The following is a 13,401-nucleotide window of genomic DNA, read 5'->3' on the forward strand; positions in this document are numbered from 1 at the left end:
TTCACTATCAAGCTTTTGGTAGTGAATTTTTAAATAAGGTCTGTTGAATATTCAACAATTGCAGTATACAAACAAAGTGTACAAACAATAAGGAACGTTGTATGGCAACCGATACACAAAATACCGAAGATAATGCTAAGAGCAACCAGCAGCCAGAACCCAGTGCGGTACTGGACAAAGGCGGAAAAGTGCGAGAAGGTGAAGAGCTTGATGCGTCCGCTGTTAGCGACTGGCTACGAGAACAAGGCGTTGATATTCAGGGTAAGCCTACTGTCACCCAATTTTCAGGAGGCGCGTCTAACTGGACTTATCGCTTAGAGTATGACAATCAAGATTTGATCTTACGCCGTCCGCCTAAAGGTACCAAGGCCAAATCCGCTCACGATATGGTGCGCGAATATACGGTACAAAAAGCGCTTAAAGACGCTTATCCATATGTCCCAAAGATGATTGCGCTGTGTACGGATGAAGATATTATTGGGGCAGATTTTTATGTGATGGAGCGTATGGAAGGCATTATTCCACGTGCCAATTTGCCTAAAGAGATTGATTTTGATCCAAAGCAGACGCGTGAGCTTTGTACCAATGTAATAGATGCTTTGATCGAGCTGCATCAAGTGGACTATACCGAGCATGCTGATTTGGTTAATTTAGGCCGCGGTGAGGGCTACTGTGAGCGCCAAGTAACGGGTTGGGATAAACGCTATGTAAAAGCAAAAACGCCAAACGTTCCAAGCTTTGGTATCGTGCGTCAATGGCTAAATAAGCACACGCCAGAAGATAGCAAAACCTGTATTATTCATAATGATTGGCGTTTTGATAATGTGATTTTGGCTGCTGATAATCCAACCGAAGTCATCGGCGTGCTCGATTGGGAAATGGCGACTCTCGGTGATCCTTTGATGGACTTAGGCAGCGCTTTGGCTTATTGGATCGAAGCCGACGATAATATTATCATGCAGCAATCGCGTCGTCAGCCAACTCATCTAAAAGGGATGATGACTCGTGATGAAGTCGTTAATTATTATTTAGAAAAAACCGGCCTTGAGATTGATAACTGGACTTTTTATGAAGTGTTTGGCTTATTCCGCTTGGCCGGTATTATTCAGCAAATCTACTATCGCTATTATAATAAACAAACCAAAAACCCAGCTTTTAAGAACTTTTGGCTCATCGTGCATGTATTAAATGCTAAATGTCTAAAGCTTATCGCTCAGTATGAAGGCGAGGCGCTGTTTATGACGCATGTACAGCCGCGTTTAGAGGAAAGAGGTATGGACAAAGCTGCGATAGAGCAATTGCCAGAGCCCGTACAAAAGCTAGTCAAAAGCATCTTACCTAAAGGTTATTTTGAATCGACTTCGAAATCAGTTGATGAGTGATTTAGCAAAAATTTCTTTCGCTAATAAGCTCTTAAAATAATATAACGATTAGGCAATATTACTATGATTACAATACTTTTGGCTCGTCATGGTCAAGCGTCATTTGGCAAAAAAAACTACGATGAATTGTCAGATTTAGGGGTCACGCAAGCGCAAATGCTTGGCGCTCATTATGCTTATACTCAGCGCCGTATAGATGCGGTCTTCAGTGGTCATTTAATGCGTCAGCAGGACTCTGCTCGCCACTTTATAAACAGTTACCAAGCGGCCTTAGCCGAGCATAATCAGTCTAGCTCGCTTGTTCATGCTCCCGTTGCCTTTTCTGATGATAGCCTGATTGCTGAATTTAACGAGTTTAACCATCAAGATGTGTTGACTAAGTCTAACCCTGCCTTTGCTAGCCAAGCGGCTATAGCTACGGAGATCGCAAAAGCCGACGTGCCTAAGCTACGTTTGGCTGAGCTGTTTGATCAAGCGATGCAGCGCTGGCATGGCGGCGAGTATGATAACGATTATATTGAGAGCTGGACGCAGTTCAATGAGCGTACACAGCAAGCGTTCGCTCAGATATGTGATAAAGCGACCTCATTAAATGTTATAAATAAGGATGCAGATAGTAGCTCAGATACGACAGTGCTGGTGTTTACCTCAGGCGGAGTGATCGCAGCGATTACTGCGCAGTTATTTAAGCAAGATAGCCAGATGGCCTATCAGCTTAATAAGAGGCTGATCAATACCGGGGTGACTGCTATTACTTTAAGGGGTCAAACGGCACGGTTGTTATCATTAAATGAATATAGCCATCTGTTTGCTGCGGGCGAGCGTTTTGTCACTTGGCGCTAAGGTTTAGAGTATAGGAAAGGGTGATTAACAGCGACAAGGAATCTCAAAACCTAATAGCTAAAATCTAGCACCTAAATAGAGTATCTAAAATATGACTGCTATATTATGATATCTATATATCCTATTATTTAAAGCCCTAAAAGGGTGTAAACGCACACGTACGGTATTGATGAGAAGAGAATGCTATGCAAAATAAATTAATGAGCTTAGTGACAAAAGTGACCGAACAAGGTAGAGCGCAAGCGCTTAGTGCGATACAACCCGCGCGCTATCTAAACGGTCTTACCAAATCTCAAGTAGGACAAGGCAAAACTGTGCTCGTCACTGGCGCAAGTTCAGGTCTTGGTGAAGTCATGGCGCGTTTATTTGCCAAACTTGGCTATAATCTAGCGATTTGTGCGCGGCGCGGTGAGCGTTTAGGGCAGCTCAAGGCCGAACTTATGGACAGCCACCCTAACATTCAGGTGGAATACAAGATTTTAGATGTCAGCGACTATGAATCAATATTCAAAGTATTTGATGAGTTTGCTGCAGATTTTGGTCATTTAGATCGTATTGTCGTCAATGCTGGCGTCGGGGACAGTCGCCGTATCGGTAAAGGGCGGTTTGAGATCAACCGGCGTACCGCTGAGATCAACTTCATCTCAGCACTCGCGCAGTGTGAGGCGGCCATGAAAATATTTCGAAAGCAAAACGCAGGCCATTTAGTAGTGATCTCGAGTATGTCAGCGATGCGCGGCCTGCCGGGTCATATGACCACCTATGGTGCGGCAAAAGCCGGTATTGCACATCTTGCCGAAGGGATTCGAGCGGATATGATGCTCACTAAATTACCGATTAACGTCACTACTATTTTCCCAGGCTACATTCGCACTGAGATTAATAAGGACGCCAAACCATTACCGTTTGAGGTGGATGCTGATACGGGAACTAAAGCGATCGTTGCAGCAATAGAGGCTGGCGTCGAGGAAGCTTGCGTACCAAGCTTACCTTGGTCCATCGTTGGTCAGGCAATGAAGCATTTGCCTTTGCAGCTTGTTAGTAAGATCAGCTAATAGCTGCTTTTTTTGTTATCTAAGTATTTAATCTTATTAGTTTTATAATAAGGAAGCCCTCTAATTTTAGAGGGCTTTTTACTGATTGACTGTTAATGATACTGATTAACCATTATGCATGATCGGCGAGGTGTTTTTCTCGCAGCTTTTGGCGTAGGACTTTACCGACATTACTTTTAGGCAGATCATCAACGAACTCGATCTGACTAGGGCACTTGTACCGAGTTAGGTTCTTGTGAGCGAATTCCTTAACCATGGTTTCGGTGACTTTATCATTGTCAGCTATGATATATATTTTGACCGATTCACCTTGGCTGTCATCAGCAACGCCAATGACAGCGCAGTCTGATATACCTTCACAATCGAGCATCACCGATTCGATCTCGTTAGGGAAGACATTAAACCCTGAGACAAGTATCATATCTTTTTTGCGATCGAGTAGAGTGAAGTAGCCTTGCTCATCCATCTTGCCGATGTCACCGGTGCGAAAGTAACCGTCTTTGGTGAACTCCTTGCTATTATCTCTATTTAGGTAGCCGGGCGTCACATTAGGCCCTTTCATACAGATCTCACCCGCTTCATTGACCGCCGCTTGCGTACCGTCTTCATTAATAACAATCATATCAATGCTAGGTAAAGGGATACCCACAGAGCCAGTAAACTCAGTATTAGTCAGCACATTGCAGCTACCAACCGCTACGCATTCAGTCATTCCCCAACCTTCGATCATCGGGCATTGTGTCACGCTCAGCCAGCGTGAAGCGGTTTGCTCGGTCGCCGCCATACCGCCAGCTTGCGACATGTGCAGCGAGCTAAAATCGAGCTTTTTAAAGTCAGGATGATCGAGCAGACCTTTAAATAAAGTATTGACCGCCGGCAGCACATGAAAAGGCTGTTTTGAGAGCGTTTTGATAAACCCTGGAATATCACGTGGATTGGGAATCAAAATAAAGGCGTTACCAGAGCGTACGCCTACTAAGCTCAGCATAAAGGCAAAAATATGATAGAGCGGTAAGGCTAAGACCATATTGATTTGCTGATCGCCAATCTTTGAGACGATAGGTTCTGACCACGCTTCCGATTGCAGAGCTGCAGCGACAATGTTGCGCTGCGTCAAGATAGCGCCTTTAGAGAGCCCAGTAGTTCCGCCCGTATATTGTAGGAACGCTGTTTGATCTAAAGTAGCATCGACATTTTTTAATTTCAGTTTTTTGCCTTTTTTAAGGACATCAGGCAAGGAAGTTACTTTATGCTTAGTGCTATTAAGGTTGTATTCAGGAATCAATTTTTTGACATGTTGCAGCAGCGTATTTACTACGATACCTTTGAGACCCATCATATCGCCTACTTTTGAAACTACAATAGTTTCAACTTCGGTATCATCAACGACTTCCTCAAGCGCTTGGGCGAAATTATCCACCAAAAATATCGCTTTAGCGCCGGAGTCATTGAGCTGGTGACGCAGCTCACGACCAGTATAGAGTGGGTTGACCGGCGTACAGACATATCCTGCCCGCAAAATACCAAGCATAGTCGGTAGATATTGTGGCACGTTCGGCATCATCAAAGCCACCACGCTGCCTGCTGCTAGACCTTGCGATTGTAGCCAAGCGGCGATCGCTTTTGAGGCTTGGTTGATGTCATCATAGCTGTGTTTGACACCCATACAAATACTAAAAGGCTGACTGGCAAAGCTATCGAAGCTCTCTTCATAGAGCTCTATTAAGTTTGAGTATTGATCCGGATCTATGGTCTTAGGGACACTGGCTGGATATTGAGCGAGCCAAGGTTTATTCATCATTATTACTATCCTTAGTGAGTGACAAATGGGATGAGAGGTATTACTTAATGACAGGGTCTTATTTGTTTTATGTTAAAACCCACAGAACCTCACAGATATAATCCTTAAATCTTATGAGAGCTGAGCACGTCTATAAAAGTCTATACTATTTTTCGGATTTTACAAAGCAAGAAGCCCTTTATATCCATAAAGGGCCTCTAGTTATTATGAATAAATTTTAGCCTGTTTATAGAGCCGGATTATCCAATAAATGCTGTTCGCGAAGTTTTTGACGTAGCACTTTACCAACGTTGGACTTAGGTAGCTCAGCCACAAACTCAATATAACGAGGGCACTTATAGCCAGTCAGATTATCCAAAGCAAATTCTTTAATGTCGCTTTTGTTGACGTTATTGTTTGCAGGAACCACGTAGATTTTGACTGCCTCGCCTTGACGTTCGTCAGGGATACCAATGACAGCACAATCGATAACGCCTTCACAATCAAGCATCACCGACTCAATCTCGTTCGGAAACACATTGAATCCTGAGACTAAGATCATATCTTTTTTGCGATCGAGTAGGGTGAAGTAACCCTTTTCATCCATACTGACGATATCGCCAGTACGGAAGTAGCCGTCCTCGGTGAAGTCGCCACTGCTATCGGTGCTCAGATAGCCTGCAGTGACATTAGGGCCTTTAAAGCACATCTCGCCTGCTTGGTGGACGCCTAGACGCTGACCATTTTCATCTATAACGATGACATCGACGCTCGGAACCGGAATACCGATAGTACCGTTGAACTCGCGATTGGTGATGACGTTAGCGGTACCAGCGGCCACGCCTTCAGTCATACCCCAACCTTCAACCATAGGACAACCCGTGACTTCTAACCAACGCGCTGCTGTCTGTTCTGTTGCTGCCATACCGCCGGCTTGGGTGATACGTAGTGAGCTAAAGTCTAAGTCTTTAAAGTTTGGCTGATCTAATAAGCCTTTAAACAAAGTGTTGACCGCTGGGAAGATATGGAATGGCTGCTTCGATAAGGTCTTAACAAATCCGGGCATATCGCGAGGGTTAGGCACTAATATAAAGGTGTAGCCTGAACGCATCCCTAATAAGCTCAGCATAAAAGCAAAGATATGATACAGCGGTAGCGCCATGACCATATTGATATAGACCTCATTGATCTCCGAGGTCACCGGCAGATACCAAGCTTCTGACTGTAGCGCGGCTGCTACCACGTTACGCTGCGATAAAACAGCGCCTTTAGATAACCCAGTAGTACCACCAGTGTACTGCAAGATAGCTTTTTGCTCTAAGCTCATGTTTGGCTTATTAAAAGGCAGCTCTTTGCCTCTCTTGATAACGTCAGGAAACTTAGTCACTTCATGCTTAGGGTCATTGAGCTTGTATTTAGGTACTAGGCGTTTGACTTGTCGGATGATGGTATTGACCAGCATTCCTTTTAGACCCATCATATCGCCCATTTTTGAGAGCACAATTCGCTTGATAGCGGTCTCATCAACCACTTGCTCAAGAGCTTGGGCGAAGTTGTCAACGACAAAGATGATTTTGGCTCCTGAATCGTTGAGCTGATGACGCAGCTCACGACCGGTATATAGCGGATTGATAGGCGTACAGATATAACCGGCGCGTAGGATGCCTATCATTGTAGGTAGGTATTGCGGTACGTTCGGCATCATTAGCGCTACAATACTGCCTTTAGGTAGGCCTTGCGCTTGTAGCCAAGCAGCGATAGCTAATGAGGTTTTATCGATATCATCATAAGTATGAGTAACGCCCATACAGACACTCATAGGATGCATACGAAAACGATCAAAACACTCCTCATATAGATCGACTATATTGCCGTATTTATCAGGATTGACCGTCTTAGGTACGTTAGTCGGGTATTGGTCGAGCCAAGGTTTATTCACTGTCATATCTAGCATCCTTAAATTTGAGATAAGTTAAGGTTCTATAGGCGAGTAGTCACATCCTTGTCAATATCATCAGAAGCTATGGCGTTTACTTCCTCCGAAGCTAGATGATATCGAGTGCTATCCTATCTATTAACTGACTGCTAACATATGGTGGCCTTTGTACATGTACAAACCGATCATTCTAGTTACTCTGTAAATACGAGCCCGAGTGAACGGTTCTTAAGCGCTGTCAATACAGCACTTGTTGCTGTTTAAAGTATTATCACTATAAAATCATACTGATTTAACTGTTATTCAAAATCATTGTTGACTAAAATTTTAGACATAATGGTTTTTGTCATTTTGCTAGACAGTAACATAGTGAAATAATTTGGAAACACACTACCACAGTCTCAGCTTTTTGCGATAACAACATACAAAGACTTCGGAGTATAGATATAAAGTTGATTAATATTTTATAATGTGATGTATGTCAAGTAGACGAGTGGGTAGGAATAATGGATAAGTGGTCATATTGACCAGTTGTTTTATCAAAGCGCTTGTATAAAAGTATGCTTATACAAGCAATCTCTCATAAAAAAGCCCTATATCTAAATAAAGGGCCTATATATAATCATTACTGCTTTAGAGAGTGTTTTAAAGAGTAGGATAGTCTTCTAAGTGTTTTTCGCGCAGTTTTTGTCTTAGGACTTTACCGACGTTGGATTTAGGTAGCTCATCGACAAACTCGATATAGCGCGGACATTTATAACCGGTCAAATTATCAAGGGCAAAGTCTTTGATCATCTCTTTAGTGATCGTACTATCTTTACGGATAATATACATCTTGATAGACTCCCCTTGGTGCTCATCAGGCACGCCGATAACTGCGCAATCAATGACCCCTTCATAATCTAGCATAACGGCTTCAAGCTCGTTAGGGAAAACGTTGAAGCCAGAAACTAGGACCATATCTTTTTTGCGATCAAGCAATCTAACATAGCCTTTTTCATCCATACTGACAATATCACCAGTACGGAAATAGCCCTCTTCAGTAAATTCGTCGCTATTGTCTCTATTGAGGTAGCCTGAAGTGACATTCGGGCCTTTAATACACATCTCACCGGCTTGGTTGAAGCCGACTCGGTTGCCATCTTCATCGATAATGGTAATATCGACGCCCGGAACTGGCACTCCTATAGTACCGTTAAACTGACGATCAGTGACGACGTTAGCAGTACCAACAGCAACGCCCTCAGTCATACCCCAACCCTCAATCATCGCGCAGCCTGTCACTTCAAGCCAGCGCGTTGCCGTCTGTTCAGTGGCAGCCATGCCGCCGGCTTGGGATATCTTCAATGAGCTAAAATCTAAATTTTTGAAGTTTGGATTATCCAGCAGTCCTTTAAACAAAGTGTTAACCGCAGGAAAGATATGGAAGGGTTGCTTAGATAAGGTTTTGACAAATCCAGGGATATCACGCGGGTTGGGAACGAGAATAAAAGTATAGCCTGAACGTACCGCTAATAGACTCAGCATAAAGGCAAAAATATGATACAGCGGTAAAGCCATCACCATATTGATATAAACATCATTGATCTCGCCAGTGATAGGGCGCGTCCAAGCCTCAGACTGTAGAGCAGCCGCTACGACGTTACGCTGCGATAAAATAGCGCCTTTTGATAGGCCTGTCGTACCACCGGTGTACTGCAAAAACGCTTTTTGATCCAAAGACATTTTTGGCTTTTGAAAAGGCATGTTTTTGCCTCTTTTGAGCACATCCGGGAATTTGGTGACGGCATGTTTTGGATCATTGAGCTTATATTTGGGTACTAAACGTTTGACTTGCCGGATGATAGTGTTGACTAAGATACCCTTAAGACCCATCATATCGCCCATTTTGGAGAGCACGATATGCTTGATAGCCGTTTCATCGACGACTTGTTCTAGCGCTTGTGCGAAGTTATCGACTAAAAATATGGCTTTTGCGCCAGAATCGTTGAGCTGATGGCGCAGCTCGCGGCCAGTGTATAAAGGGTTGACAGGAGTACAAATATAACCGGCACGCAAGATGCCAATCATCGTTGGCAAGTACTGTGGTACGTTTGGCATCATCAATGCCACTACGCTCCCTCTAGGCAAGCCTTGCGCTTGTAACCAAGCGGCGATAGCCAATGATGCATCATCTACGTCACCATAAGTATGAGTGACACCCATACAGATACTTATAGGATGCTGGCGATAACGGCTAAAGCTTTCTTCATAAAGCTCTATTATATTGGCATAATTATCTGGATAAATGGTCTTAGGTACACCAGCTGGATAACGAGCATGCCAAGGTTTATTCATTGTCATTTTCTGCGTCCTTGAAGTTTAGGGAGTCTTGATTGGGTCATTCCATGAGGGGTTAGACAGTTAGCAAGCATAGCAATGGATTACGATAATAGAGCGATATTTAGGTGACCTAACCGTTCGTCCATATAATTGACCGTTTTAAATACGCTTTATGTCACGAATGTTACCGCTCATCCGTTTTCTAGTAACTTTAAATAATAGGCAAAAAAGTCTCAAAAGTATAGCAACAATTACTATAAAAGTAGCGCTTTGGTACAAAATTGCCATTAATGGACGAAGGTTTAGAGTTTAAAGAGAGATTGATATCATTTTAAGCAGTTATTAATAAGCTTTATAAAGGCTTACTGTGTTGGTCAATAGCTTGCTCGATAGTGTCACGCAAGCTTTTGGGAACACGAACGGGCTTTATAGGAGTCATCCGATTCGTTTGAGCTGCCGATTGACCGGGTAAAGGACTGTCTGTTAGGGTAGCCGCTGTCTCTGAGCTTTTGGATGCAGTAGGGTTTAGCTGATTTTGGACACAAGCGATAACTATTTTTGTACTGCTTAACAAAGTATCTGAGCTGGCTTGAGAGTGGTTTAAACCATTTTCTTTTGAATGCTGAGTAGGAAGGGGCTGTTGACGATGAATGCTTTGATAAAAAATAATGCTAGCCGGTTTTAGCTCGACTTTATCGATACGTACTTCTATGGTTTCGTCTAACAAAATGGCCTTATGGTACTGTAACTGCGCTTGACTCACGACAAAATGCTGAATATGACCTTCTTCAGTCTGCAAAAAGTAGCCACTAATATTAAGTTTAGTAAACCAATCACGGCGACAGTTTTCAAAAAATACCAAATGATTGGCGTGGTAGACAATACCGCCAGCATCTGTATGGTTGATATATATAGAGTAGTTAGTAGAAAATAGCGGTTCTGTTTTTATCGTCGAAACGTTATTAGGGTTTGTAGTCATAAATACACTCAATCATAAATAGTAGGGGAGCCTATTACTAGAGGCTTATAAAGGTTGTACATCATTTTGCTCATAGTAATGATTGTCTCGTCTTGATAGTAATACTTTAGCGTAAGGATTGTCAGCAAGCAACAGATAGCGCGCGCTAACTCTGTTATGATTACTGCTCGATTGAGCACTAAGCACAAAACCAGCTGCTAAACTTAGTAAAAGATAATTATTTAATAGTTAGTGGCTATAACTAGGACGTGCAAAATAAAAGACAGATTTTTTGGCAAATAAAATTTATAAAGAGGGTAACGTATGGTCCGTTTTGTCAGTTTCAACATCAATGGTATTCGCGCGCGTCAACATCAGCTCGAGGCGGTACGAGACATTATAGACCCTGATATTATGGGGTTGCAGGAGACTAAGGTTCATGATGAGCAATTCCCGTTAAAAAACGTCGAATCTCTAGGGTATCATGTCGAGTATTTTGGTCAAAAAGCGCATTACGGCGTTGCCCTCTTATCAAAAGTTGCGCCTATTTTTGTGCAAAAAGGTTTTCCGCACGAAGATGATGACGCGCAAAAACGTTTTATTCATGCGCGCTATGTCTTCGAAGGTCGCGAGATTGATGTGCTAAATGGCTATTTTCCGCAAGGAGAGAGCCAAGATCATCCAATTAAATATCCGATGAAAAGAGCTTATTACGCTGATTTGATGGCTTATATTGATGTGTTAATTGCCGAAGGCCGCACGCTAATTATTATGGGCGATATGAATATTGCGCCAGAAGATATCGATGTCGGTATCGGTGAAGCGAATGCTAAGCGCTGGCTGAAAAATAGAAAAACCTCTTTCTTACCAGAAGAACGCGAGTGGTACGCGGCGCTCATGTCTCGCGATTTGATCGATACATATCGTCTACATTATCCTGATAGTGAAGCCTTTTATAGTTGGTTTGACTATCGTAGTCGCGGCTTCAACGATGACCCTAAACGTGGCATGCGTATTGATCATATTTTATGTACGCCTGATTTAGTCAACCAGTGCACAGATGCGGGTATCAGCTATGAGCTGCGAGCGATGGAGAAGCCCTCAGATCATGCCCCGATCTGGTCGGCTTTTGATTTAAGCAAGTAAGGGCTGTATTTTTTACCAGCTCTAGTAAGTGTTTTAACCCTAATTAATAATCATTATAGAGGAAGCATTATGGCTGTTGGAGATACGGCAGTACCTGACACAATATATCCCATCGATGGCATTACTCTCAGTGCAACGGCCGCTGGCGTGCGCTATAAAGATCGCGATGACCTGGTCCTCATTGAGATTGCCAAAGGCGCGAGCGCCGCGGTGGTCACTACCAAGAACGCTTTTTGCGCCGCTCCCGTCAGAGTACTGCGTGAGCATTTTGCAAAGGCTAGTCCGCGTTATCTAGTGATCAACACCGGTAATGCCAATGCCGGAACGGGCAGCGATGGCAAGCGCCGAGCAAGTGAGATCTGCGCCGCTGTCGCTACTAAGGCAGGAGTAGACACTGAAAGCGTCTTGCCTTTTTCTACTGGCGTCATCGGCGAGCCATTAAATAGCGATGCAGTCATTAAGGGTTTAGATAAGGGCTTAGAACAATTAGCGCCTGATAGCTGGCTAGCCGCTGCTAATGGTATTCGCACGACTGATACTTTACCGAAGCTGGCTAGCCAAAAAGTTGAGATAGCTGAGGATGATGATAGAAAAAGCACTTATCATATCACTGGTATTTCTAAAGGCTCAGGCATGATTCGGCCAAACATGGCGACGATGCTTGGCTATGTGGCCACTGACGCTAATATCAACGCTGATTTATTACAAGAGATGCTAAGCACCATTAATGAGCAGTCTTTTAATCGTATTACCGTAGATGGCGATACTTCTACCAATGATTGCTGCGCGCTCATAGCGACAGGCAAGGCTAGCCTCGATGTCATCGATAGCCCTGAGCATCCTCATTATCAGCCGCTGTTTACTGCGCTAACTGAGGTATTTGTGCGCTTAGCACAATTGATCGTCCGTGACGGAGAAGGGGCTACTAAGTTTATGACGGTCAAAGTGACCGGCGGTAATACAACTGAGGAATGCTGCGATGTCGCTTATGCGGTGGCGCACTCACCACTGGTGAAAACGGCATTTTTTGCTAGTGATGCCAACTGGGGGCGTATCTTAGCGGCTGTCGGCTATGCCGGCGTTCCAGACTTAGATACAGAGCAAGTCGATGTGTATTTGGACGAAGTGATGATATGTAAAAACGGCGGCGTAGCACCTGAGTACAAAGAAGCCGATGGTGATCAAGTTATGAGTCGGCCGGAGATTACTATCCATATCGATCTAGCACGCGGAACAGCGAGTGACACTGTTTATACTTGTGATTTATCATACGATTACGTCAAGATAAATGCCGATTACCGAAGTTAACTCAGCCTAGTAGTATATTGACAAAAGTTGCAAACTTTGACGTTAAGTTACAAAGGAGTCATAGTGCTAGAATGCTCGCTCGCTCTATAATTATTTTGATTTGAAAAACTATAATCAATATGAGTCATTAAATTAACAGAGCTTAAATCTCTCTGAGCATTATCTGTAGATTATCTGTTTTTACTACAGATAGCCGTTAGTTTACTGACTATTAATAATTTATATCAATTGAGGATTTGTTCATGAAAAAGTTAGCAATAGCAGCATTAGCAACCACTTTCGCTTTAGCCGGTTGTTCTACTATGGATCTTAATGATGAGCGTACTATGGTTGTCGAAGGCCAAGCACAAAACGTTAAGGTTGTTAATATTCCTAACCTTAAGCTTGAGATCGCTCCTACTAAAGCCGTTTGTGATGTTACTGCCAACACCGGTGAAGTGATCAAGTCTGAGTGCTTACAATTCCGTCAAGCACATCAGAAAAACTTCACTTCATTCAATGGTAACATTCAAGGTTTCACTTACGAGCCTGGATACCGTTATATGCTAGATGTACGCCAAGAAGCGGTCGCTGATGAGGCTGCCGGTGTTGTTAAGCCAGTATGGTATCTTAACGAAGTCGTCTCAAAAACTGCTGAGTAAGCTCAGGTAGATGACTGAAACTGATCTCTA

The 13,401-nt window shown here is 43.4% G+C and carries 10 protein-coding genes; 6 read left to right on the forward strand and 4 right to left on the reverse strand.

The genetic code is table 11. The features are described from left to right. Positions 1–101 precede the first annotated feature (101 nt). From ACTXGJ_RS04955 to ACTXGJ_RS04965, 3 genes are all read left to right on the forward strand, one after another. Positions 102–1,382 (forward strand): phosphotransferase family protein, encoded by a 1,281-nt coding sequence (locus tag ACTXGJ_RS04955; RefSeq protein WP_439243271.1) that lies wholly within the window; start codon positions 102–104, stop codon positions 1,380–1,382. 63 nt (positions 1,383–1,445) lie between these two features. Then, positions 1,446–2,225: a histidine phosphatase family protein gene (locus ACTXGJ_RS04960; RefSeq protein ID WP_439243269.1), complete on the forward strand. Its 780-nt coding sequence runs from the start codon at positions 1,446–1,448 to the stop codon at positions 2,223–2,225. Between the two features lie 185 nt (positions 2,226–2,410). Beyond that, positions 2,411–3,280, forward strand: coding sequence for an SDR family oxidoreductase (locus ACTXGJ_RS04965; RefSeq protein ID WP_439243267.1), 870 nt, complete (start codon positions 2,411–2,413; stop codon positions 3,278–3,280). Positions 3,281–3,392: 112 nt separating this feature from the next. Here ACTXGJ_RS04965 and ACTXGJ_RS04970 read toward each other — a convergent pair whose 3' ends face one another. From ACTXGJ_RS04970 to ACTXGJ_RS04985, 4 genes are all read right to left on the reverse strand, one after another. After that, positions 3,393–5,084 (reverse strand): AMP-binding protein, encoded by a 1,692-nt coding sequence (locus tag ACTXGJ_RS04970; protein WP_439243456.1) that lies wholly within the window; start codon positions 5,082–5,084, stop codon positions 3,393–3,395. A 223-nt stretch (positions 5,085–5,307) separates the two neighbouring features. Next, positions 5,308–7,005 (reverse strand): AMP-binding protein, encoded by a 1,698-nt coding sequence (locus tag ACTXGJ_RS04975; protein WP_439243265.1) that lies wholly within the window; start codon positions 7,003–7,005, stop codon positions 5,308–5,310. Between the two features lie 636 nt (positions 7,006–7,641). Beyond that, positions 7,642–9,339 (reverse strand): AMP-binding protein, encoded by a 1,698-nt coding sequence (locus ACTXGJ_RS04980; protein ID WP_439243263.1) that lies wholly within the window; start codon positions 9,337–9,339, stop codon positions 7,642–7,644. A gap of 331 nt (positions 9,340–9,670) precedes the next feature. Next, a complete protein-coding gene (locus tag ACTXGJ_RS04985; RefSeq protein WP_439243261.1) occupies positions 9,671–10,297 on the reverse strand; it encodes a hotdog domain-containing protein in 627 nt (208 codons plus the stop codon). 303 nt (positions 10,298–10,600) lie between these two features. Here ACTXGJ_RS04985 and xthA point away from each other — a divergent pair, with 303 nt between their 5' ends. The 3 genes from xthA to ACTXGJ_RS05000 all read left to right on the forward strand — a co-directional run bounded on the left by xthA (position 10,601) and on the right by ACTXGJ_RS05000 (position 13,371). After that, positions 10,601–11,422: an exodeoxyribonuclease III gene (gene xthA, locus ACTXGJ_RS04990; RefSeq protein WP_439243259.1), complete on the forward strand. Its 822-nt coding sequence runs from the start codon at positions 10,601–10,603 to the stop codon at positions 11,420–11,422. Positions 11,423–11,491: 69 nt separating this feature from the next. Continuing rightward, entirely contained in the window at positions 11,492–12,730 is a 1,239-nt protein-coding gene (argJ, locus tag ACTXGJ_RS04995; RefSeq protein ID WP_439243257.1) for a bifunctional glutamate N-acetyltransferase/amino-acid acetyltransferase ArgJ, read from the forward strand. A gap of 242 nt (positions 12,731–12,972) precedes the next feature. Next, positions 12,973–13,371 (forward strand): DUF4377 domain-containing protein, encoded by a 399-nt coding sequence (locus ACTXGJ_RS05000; RefSeq protein ID WP_439243255.1) that lies wholly within the window; start codon positions 12,973–12,975, stop codon positions 13,369–13,371. Positions 13,372–13,401: the final 30 nt, after the last annotated feature.

This window comes from Psychrobacter sp. 1Y11 (assembly GCF_052259045.1).
Taxonomy (GTDB): domain Bacteria; phylum Pseudomonadota; class Gammaproteobacteria; order Pseudomonadales; family Moraxellaceae; genus Psychrobacter.

What these genes read in the sequence shown, in the direction of transcription:
- argJ (WP_439243257.1), top strand. Translation starts at nt 11,492, where the DNA reads ATGGCTGTTGGAGATACGGCAGTACCTGACACAATATATCCCATCGAT.
- ACTXGJ_RS04965 (WP_439243267.1), top strand. Translation starts at nt 2,411, where the DNA reads ATGCAAAATAAATTAATGAGCTTAGTGACAAAAGTGACCGAACAAGGT.
- ACTXGJ_RS04960 (WP_439243269.1), top strand. Translation starts at nt 1,446, where the DNA reads ATGATTACAATACTTTTGGCTCGTCATGGTCAAGCGTCATTTGGCAAA.
- xthA (WP_439243259.1), top strand. Translation starts at nt 10,601, where the DNA reads ATGGTCCGTTTTGTCAGTTTCAACATCAATGGTATTCGCGCGCGTCAA.
- ACTXGJ_RS04975 (WP_439243265.1), bottom strand. Translation starts at nt 7,005, where the DNA reads ATGACAGTGAATAAACCTTGGCTCGACCAATACCCGACTAACGTACCT.
- ACTXGJ_RS04980 (WP_439243263.1), bottom strand. Translation starts at nt 9,339, where the DNA reads ATGACAATGAATAAACCTTGGCATGCTCGTTATCCAGCTGGTGTACCT.
- ACTXGJ_RS04955 (WP_439243271.1), top strand. Translation starts at nt 102, where the DNA reads ATGGCAACCGATACACAAAATACCGAAGATAATGCTAAGAGCAACCAG.
- ACTXGJ_RS04985 (WP_439243261.1), bottom strand. Translation starts at nt 10,297, where the DNA reads ATGACTACAAACCCTAATAACGTTTCGACGATAAAAACAGAACCGCTA.
- ACTXGJ_RS05000 (WP_439243255.1), top strand. Translation starts at nt 12,973, where the DNA reads ATGAAAAAGTTAGCAATAGCAGCATTAGCAACCACTTTCGCTTTAGCC.